Below are 24333 nucleotides of genomic sequence, written 5' to 3' on the forward strand. Positions count from 1 at the left end.
CGAGTCCTGCAGCAATGTGAATCGGCTCAAGGGCCGACCCAATTTCAAATGCAATGAATCGTGTGGGGTATTGCCTGTAAGCGTTCAGGCTTGCGTAACCTTTTGACCCAGTGCATCTATCAGTGGTGTGCCGTCATCGCGGTTGAGCGCGCCTTTTTGCGGCAGCGGCAAAATATCCAGCACCAGCTCTGACGGGCGGCACAGGCGCGCGCCTTTAGGCGTGATCACAAAGGGGCGATTAATCAGAATCGGATATTCAATCATGGCATCCAGCAGCCGATCATCACTTACAGCCGGGTCATCCAGTCCGAGTTCCTTGAACAGCGTTTCTTTCTGACGCACTGCGTCGCGCACGCTGATGCCGGCCTGCTCTATAATCGCTGTCAACTCTTCGCGAGAAGGCGGATTGTGCAGGTATTCTATGACATTGGGCTCGACACCTGTATTGCGGATCAGCGCCAGCGTCGTGCGTGAAGTACCGCAGCGGGTATTGTGATAAATTGTAATATCCATGAGGGGAACTCCTGTACCGTTGGTGGTTCAATCATAGCATTTAGCAGGTCGAATGCGTGTAACCATTGGCCGATGCAAGGCGGTACATGGCCATGACGATTACAACGCCCCATCACCGAACCGGCGACGCGGGCGCGCAATATCTTGCGCAGTAAAAGAGCGCCAATTATGGCGCCCCGGATTGCGTATGGACAATATGAAAGCCTGCGATCAGCCCTTGCTCTGCTGCAATGCCTGATCCAGATCCGCCAGAATGTCATCGATATGCTCAATACCAATCGAAAGCCTGACCATGTCCTGGCTGACCCCGGCCTTCTCCAGTTCCTGCTCATTGAGCTGACGATGGGTGGTTGTGGCCGGATGGCATGCCAGCGATTTGGCATCGCCAATATTGACCAGGCGCGTAATCAATTGCAGCGCATCGATAAAGCGCGCCCCTGCCTGCGCATCTCCCTTCACGCCGAAGCACAGAATGGCCGATGGTTTGCCACCCATATATTTGCGGGCCAGTTCGTGTTCTGGATGATCGGGCAGACCCGCATATTTCACCCAGCTGACCTGCTCATGCTTCTGCAGAAACTGCGCCACTTTCAGGCATTTTCACAATGGCGCTCGACGCGCAATGCCAGCGTTTCAATACCCTGCAGAATCTGGAATGCTGCCAGCGGAGCCAGGGCGGCGCCGGTGTTGCGCAACGGGCCGACGCGACAACGTCCGATAAAGGCAGCTTCGGCAAACGCCTCGGTATAGACCACACCATGGTAGGCCGGATCTGGTTCATTCAGCACCGCAAACCGCTCTTTATGCTCGGCCCATGGAAACTTGCCGGAATCAACCACAGCCCCGGCAATAGTCGTGCCATGCCCGCCCATATATTTGGTCAGCGAATGCACCACAATATCGGCGCCGTGTTCAAAGGGACGGCACAGCGCCGGCGTTGCCACGGTGTTGTCCACAATCAGCGGTACCCCGTGCCGGTGCGCCGCGTCTGCCAGTGCGCGCAGATCAATCAGGTTGCCTGCGGGATTGCCAATGGATTCGCAGAACACCGCTTTGGTCTTGTCATCGATCAACGCCTCCAGTGCCGCAATATCATTATGAGGAGCCATGCGCACCTCGATTCCCTGGCGCGGAAACGCATGGGCAAACAGGTTATAGGTACCGCCATACAGTTTGCTGACCGATACAATATTGTCGCCTGCCTGAGTAATGGTCTGGATGGCATAGGTGATGGCCGCCATGCCCGAGGCGACTGCCAGCGCGGCAATTCCGCCTTCCAGGGCAGCTACGCGCTCTTCCAGCACCGCATTGGTCGGATTCATGATACGCGAGTAGATATTGCCGGCCACTTTCAGATCAAACAGGTCGGCGCCATGCTGCGTATTGTCAAAGGCAAACGAAGACGTCTGATAAATGGGTACGGCAACTGCCTTGGTGGTGGGCTCCGGTGTGTAACCCGCATGAATGGCCAATGTCTCAAGTTTCATTTCTTCTCCTTTCTGGAAATCAAATTTCAGGGCAACGATCAAATAGCCTGACTGACGTAATAAATATCTGATTCCGCTTTATACCCGACATCACCGGTTCTGTCAGCCTTTCGCTTGATCTTTACTTATGTATTGGATATATATGCTTTTGCACACTGCTCAGTTGGTGGCTTGTTCACCTATTCTCCCGGCCCGCTGCCAGTCTTGCACCCTGCGTGCGCCGGCCCTTGCGGTACTCATCAGGCGTGGTTCCCATCAGGCGGCGAAACATGCTGATAAATGCCGACGCGCTGCTGTAGCCCAGATCCAGGCCAATCGCTTCCACGGTCTCGCCCCGATCAAGCCGTGCCAGCGAAGCCAGCACCTTGAGCCGCTGTCGCCATTCAACAAAAGACATGCCCAGATCACGCTGGCAACGGCGCATCAGGTTCTTTCTGTTGTATGACTGATCGCCGCGAATTCGGCGATTGTACGCGCATCACCCGGGTTGGCCTGTAGCGCCAGCAACACCGGCTTGAGCAAAGGATCGTCTGATGTGGGCAGGTAAGTCCCTGCACAATCGGCCTGCTCCAGCTGATCCACCAATACCCGCAATAGACGTTGCTCCCGCAGTGAAGCGACAACGGCCGGCGGCCTTCTGCCCAGTTCATCAAGCAGCGCCCGCATAAACGGGCTGACGGTCAATGCACAGGTGACGCCAGGCAAGGTCTGACACAGCGCTGCGTCGACATACAGGGAGCAGTGGATGCCCGCATGACGATTGAATGCGATATGCTCGGTGCGAGGCGGCAGCCATAAACCGTACTGGGGCGGCGCCAGATAATGCTGATGGGCCAGTTCGATTTCCATGATGCCGCTAAAGGAGTATACAAATTCCCCCCAGTTGTGAAGATGACGCGGATATACGGTGTCTGCCTGCACGCTCACCGCCCGAAAGACAATGGGCGCCGGCAAAGCCGTATCAAACGGAGGTCGACGCAAATGCGTCGCGTTGCTGGGTGAAAAGCCGGATTTTTTCATAAGCGTAATCCAATAAAAGCGATATAACGGACAGAAAGGCCAAGAGCGATCGCGCTGACAGCAATACCGACACGAGCCCGACGCGTGCCATATCCCTGTACAGCTCGCACTTGCATCTGCAAAACGGCACATGGATCCCGAAGGAAACATGCCACCCCTCGTCGGAAAATTCACTTCATACCAATAAATGACTTAATCCCGATATCGATTGTCATATTTACAGTATATGGCGATTATCCGTCAATGAGATAATCCTGTTTCACAATGGGCTTATCTTGAACAGGAACAAAAATGGAACACCGCCGGGCAATTGATCGCAAGGCCACCGGCCTGATGCTGCTTACTTGCGCAATTTGGGGTCTGCAACAGGTCGTACTCAAGGGCGCGGCACCAGACGTTGCGCCGGTTTTTCAGATTGCCTTGCGCTCCGGTGTTTCAGCCATCATGGTGTACATCCTGATCTATGCGCGCGGCGATCGCATTGTGCTCTCTGACGGGACCTGGAAGCCCGGGATTGCCGCCGGACTGCTTTTTGCCCTGGAATTTTTGCTGGTGGCCGAGGGGTTGCACCACACCACGGCCTCGCATATGGTCATTTTCCTTTACACTGCCCCGGTATTTGCTGCCCTGGGGCTTTACTGGAAGGTGCCCGACGAACGTCTGAGCCGGGTTCAATGGCTGGGCATCGCGATCGCTTTTGCGGGCATTGTCGTAACCTTTACCGGCCGCAGCGGCTCGGCGGATACCGGCGGCACTAACCCGCTGCTGGGCGACTTGCTTGGGATCTGCGCAGCCATGGCCTGGGGTGCGACCACTGTTGTCATACGCACCACTCGCCTGAACAACTGCCCAAGCACGCACACCTTGCTGTATCAGCTGATTGGCGGCTTCGCCGTTCTGATCGTTGCCGCCATCCTCATGGACCAGACTTATTTCAACCCTACGCCGCGTGCCTTTGCCGCCATGGCATTTCAGATACTGGTCGTGTCTTTTGGCAGCCTGCTCTTGTGGTTCTGGCTGCTGCGGCAGTATCTGGCATCCCGGCTTGGCGTCCTGTCCTTCATGACGCCGCTTTTCGGTATTGCTTTTGGCGTCTGGCTGCTGGATGAGCCGCTGGAGCCCAATTTCGTGGCCGGTGCTGATGGTTCTGCTTGGCATATTGCTGGTTAGTGGTTACGAGTGGATACAGCAAATCATTGCCCGCCGTCGCACGTTATCCCATTTATAAGTTGTTTGCCCGGTACAGACTGTTATAAGCTAGGCAGACAATCGCGTCTTTGCCTGCCTGCTGCACCTTTTACCGGAGCCACAATATGAGCCTGGAATTTTTGCTGACATCCCTGATCGTGGTGATCTCGCCCGGCACAGGCGTCATTATCACCGTCGCCGCCGGCCTGTCGCGGGGACGCCGCGCCGCCGTCATCTGCGCTTTCGGCTGTACCTTGGGTATTTTGCCGCACATGTTCGCCGCCATTACGGGACTGGCTGCCTTGTTGCATACCAGTGCCCTGGCTTTTGAAATAATCCGGTACGCGGGCGTCGCCTATCTGTTGTACATGGCGTTTACAACCCTGCGCGAGCATGGCGCGCTGAAAATCGAAACCGGCGCCGCGCCGCGCTCCAATAGGGACGTGATTCGCTCCGCTATTGCCGTCAATGTGCTAAACCCGAAGCTGTCCATATTTTTCTTCGCCTTTTTACCGCAATTTGTCGGCAACCAGGCCAGCAACCCGCTACCGATCATGCTGGAGCTATCTGCCATTTTCATGGCAATGACATTTATCGTTTTTACCGGTTACGGCGTCTTTGCTGCAGCGGTTCGCCACCACGTGATTGGCCGGCCCGCGGTCATGACCTGGTTGCGCCGCAGCTTTGCCGCCGCCTTCGTTGCGCTGGGCGCCAAGCTGGCATTCACCGAGAGATAATCGCCAGAAGGTCCTGAGCGGGAGGTTTTTTTGAGTGCACACCAGCTGCGTCCCCCGGCTTGCAACGCATTGAGCGGTTATCTCTTGTGACCGCCGTTTGGCTGGAGGCATTTGGCGCTATAGTTGGCTAGAATACAAATACTAAGGAACGCCATCACCATGCTCCCCAAACCTACGGCTACTGCGCCCATTCGCTTTGGCTTTCTGTTGCTGCCGCAGTTCACGCTGACCGCATTCTCCGGTCTGCTGGACGTCCTGCGCCTGGCCGGAGACGAAGGCGACTACAGTAAACCGGTTCGCTGCGCCTGGCATGTGGTCGACGAAACGCTGGCGCCAGTGAGCTCTTCCAGCGCCATTCAGGTAATGCCCTCGGAAAAACTGGGCGATCCGGCACGTTTTGATTATCTGGTGGTGGTGGGCGGTTTGTTGCACACCGGCCTGCCGCTCAGTCCTGCCCAAAAACGATTTATACAGCAAGCTGCAGACCAGAACGTGAATCTGGTTGGCGTCTGCACCGGGGTTTTCGCGCTGATGCAGGCCGGTGTCATGCAGGATCACCGCATCTGCGTCAGCTGGTTCCATTATTGGGATTTTGTCGAACAGTTCCCGCAAGCCGATCCGAATCTGATTGTTGCCGACCGGCTCTACGTCTGTGATCGCCGCCGCATTACCTGCTCGGGAGGACGTGCATCCATTGATGTGGCCGCCGATATTCTGAAGCGTCATATGGACCATGCCATCGTACAAAAGGCCTTGCGGATCCTGCAGATAGATAATGCCAACCCGCAAACGACGCCCCAGCCGCTGCCCCCGGGTATCGAACCGGACACGCATCCTGTGGTGCGTCGCGCCATGCTGTTAATGGAGCAACATATGGGCAAGGCCCTCACGATGGACACGCTTGCAGGCAAACTGAATATTTCAGTGCGTCAGCTGGAACGGCTTTTCAAGCAATCGTCAGGCGTGACCCCACAGGCGTATTCCAGGGGGATTCGGCTGCGCATGGCCGCCTGGATGCTGACTCACTCCACCAAATCCATCGCGGCCATTGCCAGCGCTTGCGGTTTTGCCGATGCCTCACATATGGGGCGGGAATTTCGAACCACCTTTGAAATGTCTCCTGGCCAGTGGCGCAGCCGGGCCCAGTTGCCGGCATCGCTGCTGGCCGCAAAAACCCCGAACCCGGTCGATTATGTGAGCGAAGTATTTCCGGGGCGCCAGGAGTTTCATTAGACGTTTTCCAACTTTCAAAACCATTCAATGATGGCGTAATTATTCCAATCAATAGGCGGAAAAGTTCTATCTGCGCAGCGCCCGATTTGCTCTACTTGCAGTCACTGCGCCCGCTCCGATCACGGCGCAACAGGATTGCTACGAGGACATCATGCGCAACCGCTATTCAATTTTCAGTCTGATCCGCAACGGGCTGAGCCATAACGAAAAATGGGGACGTGCCTGGCACAGTCCCGAACCCAAGCGCGAATACGACGTGGTTATTGTTGGAGCCGGCGGTCATGGCCTGGCAACCGCCTATTATCTGGCCAAGGTTCATGGCATACGCAATATTGCCGTTGTGGAAAAAGGCTGGCTGGGTGGCGGCAACACCGCTCGCAATACCACCATTGTGCGCTCCAACTACTTATGGGACGAATCAGCACAGCTCTATGAAAAGGCGATGAAGCTATGGGAAGGTCTGTCCCAGGAGCTGAACTACAACGTCATGTTCAGCCAGCGCGGCGTAATGAATCTGGCGCATACCCTGCAAGAGGTGCGTGATACCCAGCGACGCATCAATGCCAATCTGTATAACGGCGTTGACGGCCAATGGCTTGACCGCGAACAAATTCGCCAACTGGAGCCGCTGATCAACCTGGACAGCCGCTACCCGGTACTGGGCGCCTCGTTCCAGCCCCGCGGTGGCGTGGCCCGACATGATGCGGTCGCCTGGGGTTTTGCCCGCGCAGCCGACCAACTGGGCGTGGATATCATTCAGAACTGCCCCGTAACCAACATTCGCAAGAAAGATGGCGTAGTCCTGGGTGTTGAAACCGGCAAGGGATTCATCGGCGCCAGGAAAGTGGCGATCGTGGCGGCCGGCCATTCAAGTGTGCTTGCCGATATGGCCGGCATACGCCTGCCGCTGGAGAGCCATCCATTGCAGGCCCTCGTATCGGAGCCGGTCAAGCCTGCGATCAATACCGTGGTCATGTCCAACGCGGTACATGCTTATATCAGCCAGTCCGATAAAGGCGATCTGGTCATTGGCGCAGGCATTGATCAGTACACAGGCTATGGTCAGCGCGGCAGTTTTCAGAGCATCGAACAGACCTTGCAGGCCATTGTTGAAATGTTCCCCAGCTTAAGCCGTGTGCGCATGAACCGGCAATGGGCCGGCATTGTCGACATTAGTCCCGATGCCTGTCCCATCATCTCCAAAACGCCCATCAAGGGGCTCTATTTCAATTGTGGCTGGGGTACCGGCGGCTTCAAGGCGACGCCAGGCTCGGGCTGGGTTTTTGCCCACACCATCGCCAACGACGAACCTCATTCCCTGAACGCGCCCTTTTCCATAGACCGCTTCTATACCGGTCATCTCATAGACGAGCACGGCGCCGCTGCCGTTGCGCACTAGGATCATAATCATGCTTGTCATACGATGCCCATGGTGCGGTGAGCGCGCCGAAAGCGAATTCAATTTCGGCGGCCAGGCCGGTATTGAACGACCCGCCAATCCCGAACACCTGTCCGATGAACAATGGGGCGACTATTTGTTCATGCGCAAGAACCCTTTAGGCATCCACCGCGAACAATGGGTGCATACTCATGGCTGTCGACGCTGGTTTATTGCCGAACGCGACACCCGTCATTATCAGTTCAAGTCGGTGGAAAAAATCGGCGCACCGGGCAAGGAGCAGACATGACCCAGTCACATCGTCTGGCCGATGGCGGTCTTATTGACAGAAACAAACCACTGCGGTTCCAATTTAACGGCAAATGGTATCTGGGTTACCAGGGCGATACGCTGGCCTCTGCCCTGCTTGCAAATGGCATCCACTTTGTCGCTCGCAGTTTCAAGTATCACCGCCCCCGCGGCATCATGACGGCCGGAGTCGAGGAACCCAATGCCATTGTCCAGCTGGAAAACGGCGCATATACCGTGCCCAATGCGCGCGCTACTGAAGTCGAACTGTACGAAGGATTGACTGCAAGCAGCGTTAATGCCCGGCCCGACATTGAACGTGACCGGCTGGCGTTCATGCAATATTTGTCGCGCTTTATCCCGGCAGGCTTTTACTATAAAACATTTATGTGGCCCCGCCGCTGGTGGGGGAAATATGAAGAACACATCCGCCATACTGCAGGCCTGGGTACCGTTCCCACCGAACATGATCCTGATCGCTACGAAAAAACTATGCCCACTGTGATGTACTGGTCGTAGGCGCGGGGCCTGCCGGACTTGCCGCCGCATACAGCGCCGCAAGTACGGGTGCACGGGTCATACTGGTCGACAATCAATCGGAACCGGGCGGCAGCCTGCTGCACGCGTGCGCCTCTGTCAACGGCGCACCTGCCAGGCAGTGGCTCGCAAGGATCACCGGCGAACTGGCCGCAATGCCCGAATTCCAATTTTTGCCGCGCGCGACCGCCTTCGGTTATCAGGACCACAACCTGGTCACCGTATGCGAACGACTGACCGATCATCTGCCGCTGCAGCAGCGTAACGGCGTGCGCGAACGCCTGTGGAAAATCCGCGCTGCGCACGTGATTCTGGCCACCGGTGCCCATGAGCGTCCAATCGCGTTCGGCAACAATGACCTGCCTGGCATTTTGCTGGCGTCAGCGATCAGCACCTATATCGGCCGCTTTGGCGTGCTGCCCGGCCGGCGCGCCGTGGTGTTTACCAATAATGACAGCGCCTATCAGACTGCACTGGACCTGCATCGCTGCGGCGCCCAGGTTACCGTTGTTGACGCGCGCGCGGCCAAGGACGCAGCCGTGCCGACATTGCTTGCAGAAAAAGGCATACCGATCCTGTGGCAGGCTGTTGTCAGCCACGCCAATGGCAAACGTCATATAGACAGCGTAGCCGTGCGCCAGCTGGGCAATCCGGTCGGCCATGACATAACAACCCACACACTGCCTTGCGATCTGCTTGCCGTATCCGGCGGACGGAACCCGGTCGTGCATTTGTATGCCCAGTCTGGCGGCAAACCCCGCTGGCAGGAACTTGACGCCTGCTTCGTGCCGAACGATCAGGTGGCCAGGCAGACAACGGTCGGCGCTTGCAACGGCCAATTTGATCTGGCCGGCGCCCTGGACAGCGGCGTACGGGCCGGCCGCGAAGCGGCTGCCGCGCTAGGTTGGCAGTCCGATCACGATATCTCGTGGCACACAGAGCCTGTGCCGGCCGGCAACATCCTGCCCTTGTGGACAACGGCCACGGGCCGGGATATCGCGCGCGGCCCCAAGCAATTTGTGGATTTGCAAAATGACGTGTCTGTGTCCGACATCTACCTGGCCGTACGCGAAGGCTATCGCAGCATCGAACATGTCAAGCGTTATACCGCCATGGGTTTCGGCACCGACCAGGGCAAACTGGGTAACATTAACGGCATGGCTGTGCTGGCCGACGCGCTTGGCCAGAGTATATCGGAGACGGGCACGACCACCTTCCGTCCCAACTACACCCCCGTTTCTTTCGGCGCCATTGCCGGACGAGAGCTGGGCGAGTATTTCGATCCAATTCGTAAAAGCTGCCTGCATCAATGGCATGTTGCGCATGGCGCCGTTTTTGAAGATGTGGGAAACTGGAAGCGTGCACGGTATTATCCCCGCGACAATGAAACCATGGAGGCGGCGGTTGCGCGAGAATGCCTGGCCGTGCGTAACAGCGTCGGGCTGCTCGATTACAGCACATTGGGTAAAATTGATGTGCGCGGGCCTGATGCCGCCACATTTTTGAATCGCATCTATACCAACTCCTGGACCAAACTTGAACCCGGGCGCTGCCGCTATGGCCTGATGCTTGATGAAAATGGCATGATCCTGGACGATGGCGTCAATTTGCGGCTCGCCGATCAGCATTTTCTCATTTCGACAACTACCAGTGGCGCCGCCAAAGTGATGAGCTGGATGGAGCGTTGGTTGCAGACCGAATGGCCAGAACTTAAAGTCTATCTTACCTCGCTGACCGACCAATATGCGACGGCAACGGTTGCCGGCCCACACGCCCGCAAGGTGCTGCAGCACGTATGCCATGACATTGACTTTGACAACCAGGCTTTCCCGTTCATGAGTTTCAGACACGGCAGTATTGATGGCGTGGCGGTACGTATTTTGCGCGTCAGCTTCTCGGGTGAGCTGTCTTATGAAGTCTATATGCCCGCCAATCACGGTCATCATATATGGGAAATGCTTATGCATGCCGGCGAACCGTTTGGCATCACACCCTATGGTACCGAGGCCATGCATGTACTGCGGGCTGAAAAAGGCTTCATTATTGTCGGACAGGATACCGACGGCTCGGCCACACCCATTGACATGGGCATGAGCGGTATGCTTGCCCCGTCCAAAGACTTCCTGGGCAAACGCTCGCTGTCGCGCAGCGACACAGCCGGCCCTGATCGCAAACAATTTGTCGGACTGCGCTCGCAAGACGGGCGAACCGTATTGCCGGAAGGCGCGGCCATTCTTAATGAACCCGCTGCGCCGGCAATAGTACCGTTACAGGGGCACGTCACCTCAAGCTATCTGAGTCCCACTCTGAAGCAACCTATTGCGCTTGCCATGATCAGAAACGGCCTGTCTCGCATGCAACAGGAAGTCACGGTTGCATTGCCAGACGGCGCATTCGCGCAAGCGCAGATCTGCAGTCCGGTATTCTATGATCCCCAAGGAGCACGCCAGCATGTTGAATGAACCCAGACAGCAAACTCCACTGGCAGGCCTGACAGGCGGTGCCGGCGCATTTGAACACGGATCACCCGCGTGCGTGATACTGCTTGAAGTGCCGTTTGCAGAACTGGTTAATCTGCGTGGCGAACCTGACAATCTTGACTTTACTGCTGCCGTACAGAGCACACTCGGCATACCGTTGCCGACCGAACCCAATACCACAACTGAAAGTGATCAGTATTGCATTATGTGGCTCGCGCCTGACGAATGGATGATCCGTGCAAAAAGGCCGCAAGCCGGCGATCTGCCGACCCGTCTGAACGTGGCTTTGCGCGGTATTTTCTGCGCCGTGACCGACCAGAGCAGCGCCTACAGCACAGTGCAACTGAGTGGCCCGAAAGCCCGTTGTGTTCTGGCCAAAGGCTGCCCTTTGGACTTGCACCCTCGCATATTTGGTGCTGGGCAATGTGCACAAAGTCATTATTACAAAACATCAGTGCTGCTGCGCCGTCTTGATGACAAAGCCGGTGAGCACTGGGAGGTAATTGTGCGGCGAAGTTTTGCCGACTATGCCTTGCGGATGCTGATGGATGGGATGTGGGAGTATACAGAGAGGCGCAATTGATAAGGTAGCCCGCTGTTGGGACAAGCCCAGCGAAAACAGTCCTCATGCAGCGCGCCGGCAGTAAGCAAACTCAGTACTCGCCGGCGATATTAATTTTTTATGCCAAACAGATTCATCTCTATCTGTTGCAAATGCTCAAGCAACCGTTTCCTGGCCAGCCCGGCATCGCGGTCGGTCAGCGCCGCGACAATTTCCCGATGTTGCACCTCATAGCAGTGGCGATTTTCGGGAGTCAGAGAATTGCGTTTGAGCCGCCCCCATTCTCCCTGGGCACGCACCTGGTTTGTCAGATTCAAAACCTGCACAAAAAAAGAATTATGGGTGGCATGCGCCAGCGCCTTGTGCAGCTGTTCATCCCAATGCTCAAACTCTTCAATTGTCAGGGCGGCTTCCGAGCGCGCAATACATTCGGCCATGCGCTGGAAATCCATTACGGTAGCGTTCTGAACGATCAGGCCAGGCATCAGCGGTTCGATCAACTGACGGGCAACCATGAGCTCGGCCGGACTGGTGCTGATTGCCGAGACCTGATCTTGCGGATCCGGATTAGCCAATAACGCCGCGCGCTCGGTTACAAACGTGCCGCTGCCAATGCTTTGGCTGATCAGTTGCTGCTGGCGAAAAAGCGCCAACACCCGTCGTACTGCGCCACGGGATATATTGAAACGGTCACTGAGTTCACGTTCCGGCGGCAGTTTCATGCCGGGTTTCAATTTACCGGCGACGATTTCTCCTGCGAGGTAGTCCGCCAGTTTCTTGCCGCCAAGCAGCCGAATCTGGCCACTGATATTAATTCTGTCTGTCATTGAATCCGTCGAATACGTGTTATCTGCGCTTGGAACAGGGCAATATAGACCAATACGAGCCCATTTTGGTATTTTTATTGTGATAGATTAACATTTTCTCTGACCAATTAATTGGAAAAAATGAAATTTGCCACGTTGAAATATCAAGACAATAGCTATCCATGCCTTGTGGATACTGACAAGAACCAATTTTGGCCCATATTCGAGCTTGTCACCGGGTTCAAGGGAGATATGAACCAATTGGTATCGCAATATGCAGCCTTACGAGATCGCCTGACGCCAGTATCGCCAGGACACGATCTGGCCGCAGCCACCGTCCTTGCTCCGATACCCCGGCCCCGCCGCAATCTTTTCTGTGTGGGCCGAAATTATCACGCGCACGCCAGGGAGCTGTCCGACACGGTATTCAAGGACAGCAATAAAAAAGCGGATTCCTGGCCCATCGTATTTACCAAAGTTCCCGAGTGCGTTATCGGACCGGGGCAGACAGTTATGCTGCCGGGAACAATTTCCAGCCAAATTGATTATGAAGCCGAATTGGCAATCATCATTGGTACAAAAGGTAAAAACATTTCGCGTGAGAATGCCCTGACTCATGTATTTGGCTACACCATTGTGAACGACGTGACGGCACGTGATATTCAAATGCGCCACCAGCAATGGGATCTGGGAAAATCGTTCGATACCTTCTGCCCTATGGGGCCATGGATTGTTACCGCCGATGAACTTGATGCAACCAATACGCGTGTACGGTGCTGGGTGAACGAGCAACTGCGTCAGGACGCCGTCACCACAGATCTGATATTCGATTTACCCACGCTCATCGAAACCTGCTCGCGCGGCATCACGCTTTACCCCGGCGATATTATCGCTACCGGCACGCCAGCGGGCGTTGGCATGGGCATGACACCACCGCAATATCTGCGCAGCGCAGACGTGGTAACAATACAGATAGACGGCATTGGTGAACTGAGCAACCCCTTTGGCTGAGCATTTCATTGACGAGCAACGGAATCGGCACAGCCTGACGACACAATAGCTGGCCGTTTCAACCGATAAAAACATGCAGTGCAGCACACGACAACAAAGCACCATTGACAATCGCAATTGGTCACGGCAGGAGACACCACCATGACACCAACACGTAAGAATGCATCGTCGTCATCCAATATGACGACAACCCGCAAGCTGACATCCTTGTTACTGGCGTTATCGCTTGTAACCGCATCCCAGGCCCTGGCCCGATACCCGGAAAGACCCGTTACCATGATTGTGCCATTTCCGCCCGGCGGCGTTGCCGATACGGTCGCCCGCCCGGTGGCAGATGCCATGTCCAAAGCACTGGGCAAATCTGTGGTCATCGAAAACAAGGGCGGGGCTGGCGGCGCTATCGGCATCGGGGCGTCAGCCAGGCAAAACCGGATGGCTATACCATTCTTTTGAGCCTGTCGTCCATTTCAATTTTGCCCGGGGCAGACAAAATCCTTGGCCGAACGCCTGCCTATCGGCTTGATCAATTCAAGCCGATAGCGCGAATCACAGCAGATCCGACCGTGCTCGTGGTCAGGGCCGACGCGCCATGGAAGAGCGCCAAAGAGTTTATTGAAGCGGCCAGAAAAGATCCGAAAGGCATCACTTATGGCAGCTCCGGCCTGTATGGCACCATGCACGTTCCGATGGAAATCCTGTCGCAGGCTGCCGGAATCTCTCTTGCACATATCCCCTATACCGGGGCCGGTCCGGCAGTAGCAGGACTGCTGGGCAATCACGTGCAGGCACTGGCTACCGGTCCGGCAAGCATAGTTCAGCAGGTCAAGGCCGGCAAAGTGCGGGCGCTGGCACACTGGGGAGATAAGCCGATTGCGTCCATGCCGGATGTACCCAGCCTGAAGTCGCTTGGACACGACGCCACCTTTATCCAGTGGTCCGGCGTTTTTGTACCCGCCGACACACCAGCCGAGGCCACCGAGACATTGAAAACCAGTCTGGATAAACTCGCTGCCGACCCTGCTTTTGCCAAAACCATCGGCAACACAGGCAGTCCACTGGATTATCTGCCTGCTGACGCCTTTGCCCAATACTGGAAACAGGATGCACAAGGCATTGCCGTCACGGTACAGAAAATGGGAAAAATTGAATAATTGATTATGCGGCAGTGGCCTCGCGCGCCACGCCGCGATACGTCACTCGGGAGCCTGCCAGGCTGGTAAAACGGGCGCACCGAATCAATTGTCAGCGTGCACAATCACATTATGCGATGACAGCACCCGGGTGCACTGATCGATATTTGGCGGGGCCGTCGTGCCGCCCGTCACTACCAGCGGCATGCCGGCTACATAAAATCAGTGACGCTTTCCTTGGTATAAAACTCTATGTAGTCCAGCAATTTGTCTGATGCCTGAGCAGCTTTATCCGCGTCCTGCTGGCCGATGGCTTCAGCCACATCGGCGTGCAACAAGGCCATGGTTTGCAGGTCATTCGATTTTTTGAAATAAAAATACCAGAATCGACGGGACAAGCCATGCATCAGGCGCATGGCCCCTTCTGCAAATTCATTCCTGGCCGCCTTCAAGGTCAATTCATTGAGCATTCTGTCGGCTTTCAGGAACTGGTTTACATCGGCCTGCCTGGCCGATTCCTTAAATTGCTGATGCAACTGGACAAAGGCAAGCCGCTCCTGTTCCGTGCAGCGCTTTGCCGACATGCGGCAAACAAGCCGTTCAACTTCCCGACGCACTTCGAGCAGCTTTAACTGCTTGCGGATATTGATCTCGGGAATAAACAAGCCACGCTGCGGCAAAACGATAATCAGATGCTCGCGCGCCAGTCGCTGCACCGCTTCCCGTACCGGCGTGCGTCCAATTTCCGTCAAGTCGCACAACTGCTGTTCCGAGACAGAACAGCCCGGCTCCAGGACCAGCATGGTAATAGCCTGCTCAAGCTTTTGATAGGCAATATCGGTCAGTTTGACTTTGGGTTGAAGCGAAACGGGTTCCGAAACAAGGTCTTGATTATTCTGTAAATTCGATGCGTTATTTGAGGCCATGATGTCACGAAAAGGTTGACCGAAAAAAATCGTTTTTCTTTCGGCTATTGTGAAAAATCACACACGTGAGTATTATACAACTAATATATTTGTTGCTCCCTTCATTTCAATCGACTTGCTTTTTCTGTTCATTCATCAATCACAACACTATGGATACACTGATTCACGGCTCGGGCCCCATCAAAATTATCGCCATACACGGCATACAGGGGACCAACCGCGTCTGGCTGCCGCTGGCAGCCCAACTGGCCCACCAGTGCACTTTTATTTTGCCGAACCTGCCGGGAAGAGGCGCCCAGCGGGACTGCTCTGAACATGACATGACCCTTGAATCGTTTGCAAATGTGATTGAAGACACGGTACACAAGTATATCAATGATGGCCAGCCTTATTGCCTTGCCGGCTGGAGTATGGGCGTAAGCGTGGCCCTGGCCTTTGTCGGCCAGGCGCAGGCAAAACGGCCCGATAAACTGATGTTGCTGTCCGGGGTGCCCGATATCAGCCAGGTTTCCTGGTTTACGCAAACAACGCAAGCACAGTTGCTTGAGGAGATTGGCGAACGCGAACAGCGCCTGCAGCTGCAGGAAGCGGCCACGCATCATGCGGTTATGTGGACCTGGCAGTCCATTGCACGGTGCTCACTGCGCGAACAATGCGCGTTGGTGGATGTTCCCTGTCTGATTATGACTGGCACCCGGGATGAGGACTCTCCCTTGCCGTTGGTATCCGAGTTTCGCCAGCTGCTTGCAAACCCCACTTTTCTCACGATAGACAATGCGGGCCATTCGATTCTGACTAAGAACACCGCTGCCGTCTCAGCCGGATTTTCCGACTTTCTCAATCTGGAGTAATGCATGAATTTTGACGACCATCTGTTTTTCTGCGCACCCTCTCGCCTGATCATCAGGGAAGGCGCCAGACATGATCTGCCTGCCCTGCTGGCCAAACTGGGCTATCACAGCGGCATACTCGTTACCGATAGCTATTTCGCAGAACAAACGCCATGGGTCAGCGAATATGTGCAGGCTGCCGGCAAATGCGGGATCAGCACTTACGTATTTAGCGGCGGTGAGCCTGATCCGTCCACAACACTGTGCGACCAGGCGACGCAGCACATTCTGGCCCAGACACAGGACCAGACGCCCGATCATGTGATCGCGCTGGGCGGCGGCAGCAATATGGATCTGGCCAAGGCGCTCACGCTGACGTTGCGCAGCAAAAAACCAGTAGCGCACTACAAGGACGGCATTGGCAACGATGAACCGCTGCCCTTTATCGCCGTGCCGACAACCTCGGGCACGGCCTCGGAAGTCACGCCAGGCGCCATTCTGATAGACCCCGACAACGCGACCAAGATCGCCTTGATGGATAATCGCTTGCGACCGTTTATTGCACTCGTCGATCCACAGTTCACCTATACCTGTCCGCCGCGCGTCACCGCCGACGCCGGCATCGATGCGTTGATCCACGCTATGGAATCCTATGTCACCATGGATTCGAATCAGTTTGAGCGCAACAACAATCCGGATCCAGGCTACAGTGGACGCACCCACTTGAGCAAGATGTTCGCCCGCGAATCCATGATGCTTTGCGCCCGCCACCTGCGACAGGCTTACCTGAATGGCGCCGACTCGCAGGCACGCATCGGCATGAGCTATGCCAGCGTGTTTGCAGGCCTGTCTTATGGCAGCGCAGGACTGAACGCGGTGCATGGCATCGCCTACAGTATTGCCGGTCTGACTCATGAAACACACGGCCGCACCAACGCCGTGATCCTTCCTTATGTTCTATATGAGTTGCGCGAAAACCGCTTGCAGGAACTCAAAGAAATTGCCGCGATTTTTGGCATAACCGGCCAGGGCCACGAGCACGAACACGATACTGTTTTACAACTGGTGCGGACACTTCAGACGCTGGTCAGCGAACTGGGTATTCCCAATAACCTGAAAGATTTTGGCATCAAAGAAGCCGATCTGCCGCGCCTGTACGCAGACGCAATGAGCGTGACCCGTCTGCGCAACGCATTTGCCGTTCCGGATACCTCTGCGTCGTACCTGCGCATTATTGCCAATGCATGGGCTGGCGAGTTTACCGACACGCCTCTCGCTGTTCTGCGGCATGTGCAGGAAAGCCAGGAGGCTTGCACTTCCGAATAACCTGCCTGCTCACCCGCGCCCGGCAGCTGGCGCAGCGTGCTGGCCTTTGCAAATAATCAATACCCAAAGGCACATACTGCCGGGCAGTGCCGGGACGCCCCAGCGCACCAGAAGAGCCATCGGGCCGTACCGACTGCTGAAGCGGCCTGCTGCGTACGACTGGTGCCTTGCAACTACGCGCGCCACCCTCAATTGCAACCGTGATTGCTCCTCGTTTTTTTCAGGGGAACCGTAGCGGGCGTTCCATGCTGCGCCAGCGCTGTTACCCCCTTTGCCCAGACCCCTTTATGATGATCTGCAGCTATCGTGATATCACATTCATGATATATTTCTATTGCATTTCAGTAATATATCAGTTAAATTCAAGAAAAATATATTGATAAGGAGACTGGCAATGGCATCAATACCTATTACGCCATCGGATATTTCAGGTCGTATGGAACGGCTACCGATGACAAGTTATCAAACCAAATTGTTCTGTATTATCGCGACCGCATGGTTCTTTGATTCGATGGATCTGGGCGTCATGACGTTTATTCTGGGGTCGATCAAAGCCGAGTTCGGTCTGAGCATTGCCCAGACCGGGATCGTGGCCAGCGCCAGTTTTCTTGGTATGCTGATCGGCGCTGCTGTCGCCGGCGTATTGGCCGATCGGTTCGGTCGCAAGCCCGTGTTCCAGATCAGTATGGTTTTCTGGGGACTGGGCAGCCTGTTCTGTGGCCTGTCGACCGACGTCAACATGCTGATTGCCAGTCGCATCGTGCTGGGTTTCGGCATGGGTATGGAATTTCCGGTAGGTCTGTCGATCGTTTCGGAAATTGTTCCCTCCAACCGTCGTGGCAGATATCTGGCCATCCTGGAAGGCTTCTGGCCTATCGGTTTCATCTGTTCTGGCCTGCTGAGCTATCTGCTGCTGGAACCCATCGGCTGGCGCGGTATTTTCTTTGTATTGGCGGTGCCTGCTGTGTTCGTTTTCTATATCCGTCGTCACGTTCCTGAATCGCCCCGCTGGCTGTCAGATTCAGGGCAAAGTGAAAAAGCCGACAGCGTCATGACCACCATGGAAAATCATGTGCGCAAAACACTTAACAATAAAGAGTTGCCGCCCATAGTCTCGCTGCCGGCCACTGCCACGCAGTCCAATTCAGGCAATAGCTTCTCTGAGTTGTGGAAGGGTGAATACGGACGCCGCACCCTGATGCTGTGGATACTGTGGTTTTTTGCACTAATGGGCTATTACGGCCTGACCAGCTGGCTTGGCGCGTTGCTACAGCAAGCCGGTTACGAAGTGACCAAATCCGTGCAGTACACCGTCACTATTTCACTGGCGGGCATTCCCGGCTTTATCTTCGCTTCCTGGATCATTGAGAAAATCGGCCGCAAGCCCACATGTGTTCTGCTGCTGCTGGGTAGTGCCGTTTCGGTATACATCTATGGGCATGTGGCAAGCGTAAAGGGTGACCTGCAATACCTGATGATGTCCGGCATGTTCATGCAATTCTGCCTTTTTGGCATGTGGTCCATTCTGTACGCCTATACCCCTGAGCTGTATCCCACACGCATCCGCGCCACCGGCGCCGGCTTTGCGTCATCCATTGGTCGACTGGGTTCGTTTGTGGGGCCCTTTGCCGTAGGCTTTCTGCTACCGGTCACCGGACAGACTGGCGTGTTTACGCTGGGTGCTGTCTCATTCGTCATCGCAGCTGCGGTTGTTGTATTGCTGGGGGTAGAGACCCGTGGCCGGGCCCTTGAAGACATATCCGGATAAGTGGCCGGGTAATGAATGGCAATTGAGATTTTATTTCAGGAGTAATGATTATGATGACCGAAAGGCAACGAAAATTTCGCGAACAATATAAAAGCGATATCAGCCCCTTGTATAACGGACTGGTGCACATCGGCGTGATGTATGCGGTCGGCATAGCCGCAGTCATCTATTGCATCTCGCAACTGAGCACGGCGAGCTGGGAGTATTTATTGATTATTCCCGTCTTCCTGGCGGGCAACTTCGTGGAATGGGCCATGCATACCTACGTGATGCACAGACGCATTGACGTGTTTGCCTGCGCGCCATTTACGAAAGGCATACCCGGCAGCATCATCAGTATTTCACCGACAATGACATTACGATAGATTCAAGCCGCGAATTCAGGATTGTCTTTTTCCCATGGCGGGTTTTGCTGACGCTTGGCGTTGGCGGCCTGGTCCTGGGCTATCTGGCTTCGGTGATTATCAATCCCAATGCCGGTTATGTTGTTTTCCTTACAATGGTGCTGCAATATCTTGTGTATGAAACCTTCCATTACTGCTGCCATGTTCATGACAATTGGTTCGTGCGCAATGTGCCCTTTATCAATACCATCCGGCGCCATCACACGGCGCACCACAATATGGGGCTGATGATGCATTACAACATGAACCTGACCTTCCCTATTGCAGACTGGTTCATGAAGACCAGCGATCTTGATCGCGGGCTGCTTGGCCACCTGTTCAATGGTTATAGCGAAAAGCATATCAAGGAAGAACTCAAACCGATCATCAGAAAATATCGAAACGATGATGCCAGCGTCAGTCTGGATGGACCCAATCTCACTTCCGAAGAACAAAGCGTGCTCAACCGCGCCATGGCGCGTTGATCATGCGCCTTGCGGTCTGGCCGCCGGTCAGCCGGTCTCGTTCCCAACGGATCTGACACCGGCAGCGTCGTAGTGCATCAGTATTCTCTTCATACCCTGTATCCAACACCGGATACAGGGTTTTTCTATTGTGTTGTCTGAACCGACAGGCCGTCACGACGCAGCACCCGGCCTGGCCGTTGCCCACTCGGTTTGCCATCCTCCCAGACAATCTTGCCGTTGACCAGGACCGTGCTGATGCCAATGGCAGCGGCCACAGGTTGGGCGAAGGTTGCCGCCTCATCCACCGTTTGTTCATCAAACAATGTGATATCCGCAAATGCTCCCTGCCGGATGACACCGCGATCGGTCAGGCCGAATTTGCCTGCAGTCAGTCCGGTCATTTTATGCAATGCCTTCTCCAGGGAAAACAGCCCCAGGCCACGACTGTAATGCCCCAGCACCCGTGGAAAGCTTCCCCACAATCGGGGATGCGGTTTTTCATCATGAGGCAACCCATCGGAGCCGATCATTGTGTCGTCAAATTGCAGGATGCGCTGTACGTCGGCGTCATCCATCCGATAGTAAATCGCACCGGCGGGCAACAGCTTCTCAATGGCCTCTTCGGTGCTTATATTCAATTGGTTTGCGATCTGGTCCAGGTCCATCCCCGCCATCTGCGGCAGGCCTTTTGACCAGGTCACCGTGACCCGTGTCGCATTGGCTACCAGCTTTGGTGACAGGATGGTCGATGACGCATCGTAGGGATAGCAATCTAGACAAATAGGCTGCCTGGTCATATGATCTGCGATATACGCCAGCGTTTCGGCCGATCGACCATGGTTCTGAACGCCCACCACCTTGTGATGAGATATAACAACGGGCACGCCAACCTGCCGGCCAATCAGGAACGATTCTTCCAGCGCCTCGATGACACGATCGCCTTCATCGCGCATATGTGTGCAATAAATGCCGCCATAGCGTGCCAGGGGAGCGCACACGTCAATTACTTCCTGCGTGGGTGCAGCCACCGCCGGCGGATAGACCAGACCGGTGGATACGCCAATGGCCCCGGCCTCCATCGCTTCGATCACCAGCGCCTGCATTGCAGATATTTCGCTATCGGTAGCCGCTCTGGTGACGTCATCCATTGTTGCAACGCGCAGGGTCGAATGCCCGACCAGCATGGCACAGTTGGTCGCCGCCGGGCGGGCGCTCAGTTCGCTGACGTATTGCGCGAAGCTGCGAAACCGGAACCAGCCGCCTTGCTCATCCAGCAGATTCAGAGGCGGCGTTACCGGGTCCGGAATGTCCCGCGGCATGGGCGCCAGAGAAATACCGCAATTGCCGCCAATCACGGTCGTGATTCCCTGGCTTACCTTGGGCGCCATATCCCCTTCTGACAGCATCAGCCTGTCATCGTGGGTATGGGCGTCAATAAACCCCGGGCAGACGATCAGGCCACTGGCATCAATCACCTTATCTGCGCTCGCCTGCGACAAATCGCCAACGTGCACGATGCGCTCGCCCGAGATGGCAACGTCGGCCGTAAAACGCGCGCTGCCGGTGCCGTCGACGACATCACCATTGACAATCAAAACATCATAATGTGTATTCATTTCTGATCTCTAAAATATGGAAGGCGTCTTGCGATTGATTAACAGCGGTCACGCCGGCAATCCCGCCTGCTCTCCCGCTTCAGACATGGCACGAAAGTTCTGAAAATCCCAGTGTCTGCCCGGAGCGGCATCAATCAGCGCTCGGGTATAGGCTTGCGTTGGCGCAGTCAGTACGGTGTGGGCCTTGCCCGATTCGACAATTTTCCCCTGTTGCATGACGATAATGGCATCGCAAATCTGCGCCGCAACCCGCAAGTCATGTGTAATAAACAACACACCAACGCCCGTGCGTTCGCGCACTTCATCGAGCAGCGCCAGCACCTGCGCCTGTACCGACACATCGAGCGCAGACACCGCCTCGTCGGCAACCAGGATATCGGGTTCCAGCGCCAGGGCCCTGGCAATGCAGATACGTTGTCGCTGCCCGCCGGAAAATTGATGAGGATAGCGCTGCAATGCCTCTTTAGTCAGGCCTACAAGCTGCATCAACGCAGCCGCCCTATCCATCGCAACATCCTTGGACACACCGAAATTGAGCAATCCCTCGATGATCGAATCACCCACGGTCATGCGCGGGTTCAGGGAGCGATAGGGATCCTGAAATACTATCTGGATACGCTGGCGCATGGGCCGCAACTGGCTTCCCGAAAGCTGTGCAATATCCCGGTCTTTGATATGGATATGACCCGAACTCGGTTGCAGCAGCCTGACGATACAGCGCGCAACGGTTGATTTGCCGGAACCGGATTCGCCCACAATCCCCACAATTTCTCCACGACTGAGCGTCAGGTTGATATTGTTGGCCGCAGTGATATGGCGTCCGGTCCCCCAAAATCTTTTCTCGGAATAGGTCTTGACCAGACCGGACACATCAAGCACCTTTTCCCCCTCGTTCTGCTCACGCTGCTTGGGTACCAGGCTGGGCACCGAAGACACCAGCATGCGGCTGTACGGATGCTTAGGGTTTCTGAGAATGACGTCACGCGTGCCTGTTTCCATGACCTCGCCCTTGTTCATCACCACAATCCGATCGGCGATTTCTGCAACCACGCCAAAATCATGCGTAATAAACAGCACGGCCATATTGTTTTTTATCTGAAGCTCACGGATCAGCAGCAAAATCTGTTTCTGGGTGGTGACATCCAGCGCCGTGGTGGGTTCATCGGCAATCAGCAGCCGGGGCTGCAGAATCAGCGCCATGCAAATAACCACCCGTTGCCGCTGTCCGCCAGACAATTGGTGCGGATACGCGTCGTAGATCCGCTCAGGATCGGGCATATGCACCGACTCGAGCATAAGCAGCACCGCCTGGCGACGCTGTTTTGCAGACATAGTGCTGTGGATCCGCAGCACTTCGTCAATCTGGCTCCCCACTTTCTGCACAGGGTTTAGCGCAGTCATCGGTTCCTGGAAAATCATCGACATTCTGGTGGCTCGCAGCTCGCGCAGACGCTTGGTCGTGGCTTGCAGTACGTCTTCGCCATCGAGCATGATGCTGCCGCTGCATGCCTGCAGGCTATCCTCGCCGAGCAGGCCCATCACCGTATACGAGGATACCGATTTGCCCGAACCCGACTCACCCACCACACACAGCGTTTCGCCGGCAAATACATCAAAGCTGATGTTATTGACGACACGTCTTTCGGGGCCAGCACCGGCGACCCGCACCGACAGTTCGCGTACCCGCAACACCGGTTCCGCATTTTCCGTATTTTTGATAGTGTCTTGGTTCATGATTTTTTCGCCATTCTTGGATCCAGCACATCACGCAATACATCGCCCAGGATATTGACGCAAAGCAATGTCAATGCGAGCAGGATACCGGGGTACAGGATCAGCCCGGGCAACAACCGAAAATACATGCGTCCCTCGGACATCATATTGCCCCACGAGGGAATCTCTGGCGGCAGCCCGGCCCCCAGGAAACTGAGGGTCGCCTCGGTAAGGATGGCGGCAGCAAAAATATAGGTGCCCTGTACGATCAGCGGCGCTACCGTATTGGGAATCATATGGCGCCACAGAATGGTACGAACGCGTGTACCCAGGGAAACGGCCGCTTCTACATAGGGCTCGGCACGCACCGACAGGATCACGCCACGCACCAGTCGCACCACCCGCGGAATTTCTGGAATCGTAATGGCTACGAGAACCGTGACCAGCTACCGCCAGTGAGCGACACCAGGGCGATGGCCAGCAGAATGCCGGGAATCGCCATGATACCGTCCATCACCCGCATGATAATGCCATCGGCAAACCTGAAATAACCGGCAATCACCCCGATAAGCAATCCGGCGGTCAGGCTCATCACAGTTGCGCCGATACCGACAATTAGCGAAACCCGAGCGCCGTACAATGCACGCGAATAGGTATCGCGCCCGAATGCATCAGTGCCCAGCCAGTGCGCGGACGATTCTTTGGCCAGCCTTTCAGCCGGATTGATGGCCACAGGGTCTACGGTGCCAAGCAAGGGCGCGCATACCGCCACAAAAATGATCAGCATGAACATTACAAATGCAATCAAGACCGGAACGCTGCCAAGCGCCGCGCGCAGCTGACCGGATAAAGTCGAATAATGTTCCGCAACCGGCTGCCCAGGGGCCGAAGCCGGCAGCATTTCTGAAGTGAG

At 55.5% G+C, this 24333-nt stretch carries 17 protein-coding genes and 5 pseudogenes; 13 read left to right on the forward strand and 9 right to left on the reverse strand.

Translation table 11 applies throughout. The features are described from left to right. Positions 1-84 precede the first annotated feature (84 nt). The 4 genes and pseudogenes from arsC to TKWG_RS15620 all read right to left on the reverse strand — a co-directional run bounded on the left by arsC (position 85) and on the right by TKWG_RS15620 (position 3020). On the reverse strand, positions 85-513 hold the full coding sequence (gene arsC, locus TKWG_RS15610) for an arsenate reductase (glutaredoxin) (protein ID WP_014751760.1): 429 nt from the start codon (positions 511-513) through the stop codon (positions 85-87). Between the two features lie 210 nt (positions 514-723). Next, positions 724-2000: pseudogene (locus TKWG_RS15615) on the reverse strand (bifunctional O-acetylhomoserine aminocarboxypropyltransferase/cysteine synthase). 175 nt (positions 2001-2175) lie between these two features. Then, positions 2176-2424 carry a helix-turn-helix domain-containing protein gene (locus tag TKWG_RS25240; protein ID WP_238534197.1) on the reverse strand — a complete coding sequence of 83 codons (249 nt, stop codon included), beginning with the start codon at positions 2422-2424 and terminating at the stop codon, positions 2176-2178. Next, positions 2424-3020, reverse strand: coding sequence for an AraC family ligand binding domain-containing protein (locus TKWG_RS15620; RefSeq protein ID WP_238534198.1), 597 nt, complete (start codon positions 3018-3020; stop codon positions 2424-2426). Before TKWG_RS15620 ends, TKWG_RS25240 begins: the two co-directional genes overlap by 1 nt. 291 nt (positions 3021-3311) lie before the next feature. On the opposite strand from TKWG_RS15620, the gene TKWG_RS15625 reads away from it, so the two are divergent. From TKWG_RS15625 to TKWG_RS15655, 7 genes and pseudogenes are all read left to right on the forward strand, one after another. Next, on the forward strand, positions 3312-4190 hold the full coding sequence (locus TKWG_RS15625; protein ID WP_014751761.1) for a DMT family transporter: 879 nt from the start codon (positions 3312-3314) through the stop codon (positions 4188-4190). Between the two features lie 143 nt (positions 4191-4333). Beyond that, complete coding sequence (locus TKWG_RS15630) at positions 4334-4945, forward strand: LysE family translocator (RefSeq protein WP_014751762.1); 612 nt, start codon at positions 4334-4336, stop codon at positions 4943-4945. 159 nt (positions 4946-5104) lie between these two features. Beyond that, positions 5105-6178 (forward strand): GlxA family transcriptional regulator, encoded by a 1074-nt coding sequence (locus tag TKWG_RS15635; protein ID WP_014751763.1) that lies wholly within the window; start codon positions 5105-5107, stop codon positions 6176-6178. 151 nt (positions 6179-6329) lie between these two features. Continuing rightward, the gene (locus TKWG_RS15640) at positions 6330-7577 is read left to right on the forward strand and encodes a sarcosine oxidase subunit beta family protein (protein WP_014751764.1); all 1248 of its coding nucleotides are present in this window, start codon (positions 6330-6332) and stop codon (positions 7575-7577) included. A gap of 10 nt (positions 7578-7587) precedes the next feature. Next, positions 7588-7866 (forward strand): sarcosine oxidase subunit delta, encoded by a 279-nt coding sequence (locus TKWG_RS15645; protein ID WP_014751765.1) that lies wholly within the window; start codon positions 7588-7590, stop codon positions 7864-7866. Then, positions 7863-10864, forward strand: a pseudogene (locus TKWG_RS15650) (sarcosine oxidase subunit alpha family protein). Before TKWG_RS15645 ends, TKWG_RS15650 begins: the two are co-directional and overlap by 4 nt. Further along, on the forward strand, positions 10854-11465 hold the full coding sequence (locus tag TKWG_RS15655) for a sarcosine oxidase subunit gamma (RefSeq protein WP_014751768.1): 612 nt from the start codon (positions 10854-10856) through the stop codon (positions 11463-11465). The pseudogene TKWG_RS15650 and the gene TKWG_RS15655 overlap by 11 nt, the downstream one beginning before the upstream one ends. Positions 11466-11554: 89 nt before the next feature. Here the strand turns inward: TKWG_RS15655 and TKWG_RS15660 are convergent, their stop codons facing one another. Further along, positions 11555-12271 (reverse strand): FadR/GntR family transcriptional regulator, encoded by a 717-nt coding sequence (locus TKWG_RS15660; protein ID WP_014751769.1) that lies wholly within the window; start codon positions 12269-12271, stop codon positions 11555-11557. 120 nt (positions 12272-12391) lie between these two features. On the opposite strand from TKWG_RS15660, the gene TKWG_RS15665 reads away from it, so the two are divergent. Both TKWG_RS15665 and TKWG_RS15670 read left to right on the forward strand, forming a co-directional pair. Then, entirely contained in the window at positions 12392-13261 is an 870-nt protein-coding gene (locus TKWG_RS15665; protein WP_014751770.1) for a fumarylacetoacetate hydrolase family protein, read from the forward strand. Positions 13262-13600: 339 nt separating this feature from the next. Beyond that, positions 13601-14412 (forward strand): annotated as a pseudogene (locus TKWG_RS15670) (tripartite tricarboxylate transporter substrate binding protein). Positions 14413-14603: 191 nt separating this feature from the next. Here TKWG_RS15670 and TKWG_RS15675 read toward each other — a convergent pair. After that, the gene (locus TKWG_RS15675; protein ID WP_014751771.1) at positions 14604-15317 is read right to left on the reverse strand and encodes a GntR family transcriptional regulator; all 714 of its coding nucleotides are present in this window, start codon (positions 15315-15317) and stop codon (positions 14604-14606) included. Between the two features lie 149 nt (positions 15318-15466). Between TKWG_RS15675 and TKWG_RS15680 the strand changes: the two genes are divergently transcribed. The 4 genes and pseudogenes from TKWG_RS15680 to TKWG_RS15695 all read left to right on the forward strand — a co-directional run bounded on the left by TKWG_RS15680 (position 15467) and on the right by TKWG_RS15695 (position 20109). Further along, entirely contained in the window at positions 15467-16168 is a 702-nt protein-coding gene (locus TKWG_RS15680; RefSeq protein ID WP_014751772.1) for an alpha/beta fold hydrolase, read from the forward strand. A 3-nt stretch (positions 16169-16171) separates the two neighbouring features. Further along, complete coding sequence (locus TKWG_RS15685; RefSeq protein WP_014751773.1) at positions 16172-17473, forward strand: iron-containing alcohol dehydrogenase; 1302 nt, start codon at positions 16172-16174, stop codon at positions 17471-17473. Between the two features lie 394 nt (positions 17474-17867). Further along, complete coding sequence (locus TKWG_RS15690) at positions 17868-19241, forward strand: MFS transporter (protein WP_014751774.1); 1374 nt, start codon at positions 17868-17870, stop codon at positions 19239-19241. 50 nt (positions 19242-19291) lie between these two features. Then, positions 19292-20109: pseudogene (locus TKWG_RS15695) on the forward strand (sterol desaturase family protein). A gap of 125 nt (positions 20110-20234) precedes the next feature. On the opposite strand, the gene TKWG_RS15700 reads toward TKWG_RS15695, so the two are convergent. From TKWG_RS15700 to TKWG_RS15710, 3 genes and pseudogenes are all read right to left on the reverse strand, one after another. Continuing rightward, on the reverse strand, positions 20235-21707 hold the full coding sequence (locus TKWG_RS15700) for an N-acyl-D-amino-acid deacylase family protein (protein ID WP_014751775.1): 1473 nt from the start codon (positions 21705-21707) through the stop codon (positions 20235-20237). Between the two features lie 48 nt (positions 21708-21755). Then, positions 21756-23441, reverse strand: coding sequence for an ABC transporter ATP-binding protein (locus tag TKWG_RS15705; protein WP_014751776.1), 1686 nt, complete (start codon positions 23439-23441; stop codon positions 21756-21758). After that, positions 23438-24321: pseudogene (locus TKWG_RS15710) on the reverse strand (ABC transporter permease). Before TKWG_RS15710 ends, TKWG_RS15705 begins: the two are co-directional and overlap by 4 nt. Positions 24322-24333: the final 12 nt, after the last annotated feature.

Source organism: Advenella kashmirensis WT001 (genome assembly GCF_000219915.2).
Lineage (GTDB): Bacteria > Pseudomonadota > Gammaproteobacteria > Burkholderiales > Burkholderiaceae_B > Advenella > Advenella kashmirensis.